At 32.3% G+C, this 3,909-nt stretch carries 2 protein-coding genes and 1 other RNA gene; all 3 read left to right on the plus strand.

Annotation, left to right across the window (positions count from 1 at the left end):
- Window positions 1-322 precede the first annotated feature (322 nt).
- The 3 genes from rnr to ssrA all read left to right on the plus strand — a co-directional run bounded on the left by rnr (window position 323) and on the right by ssrA (window position 3,751).
- Window positions 323-2,497, plus strand: a complete 2,175-nt coding sequence (gene rnr / locus I4U58_RS12955) for a ribonuclease R (RefSeq protein WP_195931760.1) — start codon at window positions 323-325, stop codon at window positions 2,495-2,497.
- Window positions 2,498-2,724: 227 nt separating this feature from the next.
- Window positions 2,725-3,183, plus strand: coding sequence for an SsrA-binding protein SmpB (gene smpB, locus I4U58_RS12960; protein ID WP_007285558.1), 459 nt, complete (start codon window positions 2,725-2,727; stop codon window positions 3,181-3,183).
- Between the two features lie 213 nt (window positions 3,184-3,396).
- Window positions 3,397-3,751: a transfer-messenger RNA gene (gene ssrA / locus I4U58_RS12965) on the plus strand.
- The last annotated feature ends 158 nt before the right edge of the window (window positions 3,752-3,909 follow it).

Below are 3,909 nucleotides of genomic sequence, written 5' to 3' on the forward strand. Positions count from 1 at the left end.
GGCAAATACAAAATTTTAATAAAAATCTTTATCCTAAAGAGCATTAAATAAAGATAGATTTTTGAAAAATATTAATAAAAACCATACTTATCCACAGATTTGTGGTAGAGAAAAATTAATAATATATTAAAAAAAATCTAGAAAATTAAGATAGTGAAAATAATTGAAAATATAAGATAAATATATTAAAAAATAGAGGATATTAAAACTTTAACATCTAAATAACATGTAAACCTAAATAAATTAAAAATTACAACATATAGATTAGAGTAAACACTTTTAATGAATTAATTTAAGAAATACAGTAAAGGGAGGATTCCAAATGACACCGGAAATAAAAGAGAAATTATTAGGTCTTATAAACGAAAAAGCATATAATCCCCTAAAAAAAGAAGAATTAGCATTAATATTTGACATACATTCATGTGAGATGCCATTATTCAACAACTTTTTAGAGGAATTACAAGATGAAGGATATTTAATTATATCTAAAAAAGGTAGAGTTATGACACCAAGTGCTATGGGATACTTTGTTGGAAAATTCATATCTCATAGAAAGGGATTCGGATTTGTTGAATCAGATGAGGAATTCACACAAGATTTATTTATAGGTCCAGATGATATAAATGGAGCAATGAACGGCGACAGAGTAATGGCTGAGATAGTTAAACCAGCATCAGAAGGCAAAAGAGCTGAGGGATCTATCGTAAAAGTATTAAAAAGAGAAAATGAGACTGTTATAGGTCTTTTCCAATTATCAAATAAAAACTTTGGATTTGTTATACCAGATAACAAGAAATTTACACAAGATATATACGTTCCAAGCAGATTCTTCTCAGGAGCGAAAGACAACGACAAAGTAGTATGCAAAATAACAGTTTGGCCGACAGAAGGAAGAAAGCCAGAAGGTAAAATAATAGAAGTTATAGGTCAAAAGGGAGAACGTGGGGTAGAAATCGACTCAATAATAAGAGCACACGGACTACCAGAAGAATTCCCACACAAAGTATTAGAAGAAGCAGACAGAGTTATAGTTCCAATACCACAAGAAGAAATAGATAGAAGAATGGATTTAAGAGATTTAAAAACATTCACTATAGATGGTGAAGATGCAAAAGACTTAGACGACGCTGTTTCAATAGAAATGTTACCAAACGGAAACTACAAACTAGGCGTACATATCGCCGATGTTTCTCACTATGTTAGAGAAGGCTCAAAACTAGACAAAGAAGCGATAAAAAGAGCGACTTCAGTTTACTTAGTTGATAAAGTAATACCAATGTTACCAAAACAACTTTCAAACGGAGTATGCAGTTTAAATCCATTTGAAGATAAATTAACTTTATCAGTATTTATGGAAATAAACGCTGACGGAAAAGTTATAAAATACGACATAGCAGAGTCAATCATAAACTCAAAAGCGAGAATGACTTATACAGAAGTGTCTGACATATTAGAAAAAAACGATGAAAAATTAAAAGCTACTTTCTCTAACTTAGTAGAAGAATTCCACAATGCTGAAGATTTAGCGAGAATTCTTATGAAAAGAAGAGAGAGAAGAGGATCAATCGACTTTGATTTCCCTGAATCAAAAATAATCTTAAATTCAGAAGGAAAAGTAGCAGACATCAAGTCATACGAAAGAAGAATATCAAACAGAATGATAGAAGAGTTCATGCTTGTAACTAATGAAACAGTAGCTGAGCATTTCTTCTGGTTACAAACTCCATTCGTTTACAGAATACATGAGATTCCTGCAGCAGAAAAAATGGAGACATTAAGCAAGTTCGTTGCAACTTTCGGATATGCTTTAAAAGGTGATTTAGAACAAATTCATCCAAAAGAAATCCAAAGAGTTTTAAACTTAATAAAAGGAACTCCAGAAGAAGAAGCAATAAGCACAATCATGCTTAGAAGTATGAGACAAGCGAGATATGCACCACAATGTGTGGGTCACTTCGGTTTAGCGGCACAATACTACAGCCACTTTACATCACCAATAAGAAGATACCCAGACTTACAGATACACAGAATTATAAAAGAACAACTAAACGGAAAATTAACTCCAAAGAGAAGTGAACAACTTGCAAACATAGTTGAGTATGCATCTAACCAATCTTCAGAACAAGAAAGAGAAGCTGAATTAGCAGAAAGAGATGTACATGATTACTACAAAGCTGTTTATATGGCAGACAGAATTGGTCAAGAATTCGACGGAACAATATCAAGTGTTACATCATTCGGTATGTTTGTTGAATTAGACAACACAGTAGAAGGACTAATCAGAATGGTCGACATGACTGACGATTATTACAACTATATCGAAAGCAGCTACTCATTAGTAGGAGAAAGAACTAAGAGAGTGTTCAGAATAGGTGACCAAGTTAGAATCAAAGTTAGCAAAGTAAATGTAGACTTTAGAGAAATTGACTTCGAACTTGTTTCTGTAAAAGAAGACAACAGATTAGTAGACGCTGATGAAAAAGAAGGCGAATAATAGCTTTGAAATGAATATTTAGTTTTAGATGAAGTCTTGAAAATAGCCGACATCTAACGGAATATAAGTTGAAATAGTTGATAAAAATTTAGAGAAGGGATATTATAAAGTAAATAGATAGATTTTATAGTATCCCTTTTTAATGTGTAGCATGAGAACTTGACGAAATTGGAAAACTATGATAAATTATAAATCAGTCTAAAATAAGTAATAAAGAAGGTGAAAGTATGGCAGGAACTAAAAATTTAGCGACAAACAAAAAAGCAAGACATGAATACTTTATAGAAGAAACATACGAATGTGGAATCGAATTAAAAGGAACAGAAGTTAAATCACTTAGAATGGGTAGAGTAAACCTTAAAGATGGATTTGCATCTGTGGATAACTCTGAAGTTTTCCTAAAACAAGTTCATATAAGCCCATACGAACAAGGAAACTCTTTCTACAAATTGGACCCAATGAGACCAAGAAAGCTCCTTCTTCACAAATCTGAAATCAGAAAATTAATAGGGGCAACAACAATAAAAGGTTACTCATTAATTCCACTTAACATGTACCTTAAAAACGGTAAAGTTAAAGTAGAATTAGCATTAGCAAAAGGTAAAAAACTTTATGATAAACGTCAAGACATGGCGAAGAAAGATGCACAAAGACGTATCGAAAGAGAAATGTCAGGAAGATATTAATCTTTAATATGATAGAAAAGTTATAATAATATAAGTCAAACAAGACAAAATATATAATGTTTCTATCATTATGTAACAAATGAAAAATATTTCATTGATTTTTTAACTAAAAAGTATTATATTATTAATACAATAATATTTTAAATATACAACTTAATATGGTGGAACAATAAATAACAGTTTGCAAAAGTCTCAAAGACTCTAAACATCCATGGGGGTGTAAAGGTTTCGACGTGGGTTTGGAACTTGAGGCTGCGTGTCGTGTTACTCCTCTAGATCACGTTAAACCTGGGGAATTAAAATAAACGCAAACGAAAATTACGCTTTAGCAGCTTAATAATTGCTGCTTGTCCCTCTTAGCCCTCCTGCCGGTTAAGACTGGACATCATTTATGCAGGGAACTACTTCTTGGACGCCTCGACCTGAAGTGGACTAATTGAGGCTGGCTGATGATGTAGTCTGCCACTGGACGACATCAAAGGCGAGACACTAATACAGATGGCTACACACGTAGATGCAGCGAGGAATGGGCTTGCGGACAGGGGTTCGACTCCCCTCATCTCCACCAGTAGATATAATTAGAATTGATAAACATATTGTAAATACTAGGTTTTTGAACCTAGTATTTTTATTTTTTCAAAAAGAAAAATAAAGGACAATATGGAATTATTAGTACAGTAGATTTAGATTCAAATACAATAGATTTTGATGATAGTGATATTCTTC

Origin of the sequence: Clostridium sp. 1001270J_160509_D11 (assembly GCF_015667935.1) — a bacterium.
Taxonomy (GTDB): domain Bacteria; phylum Bacillota; class Clostridia; order Peptostreptococcales; family Peptostreptococcaceae; genus Intestinibacter.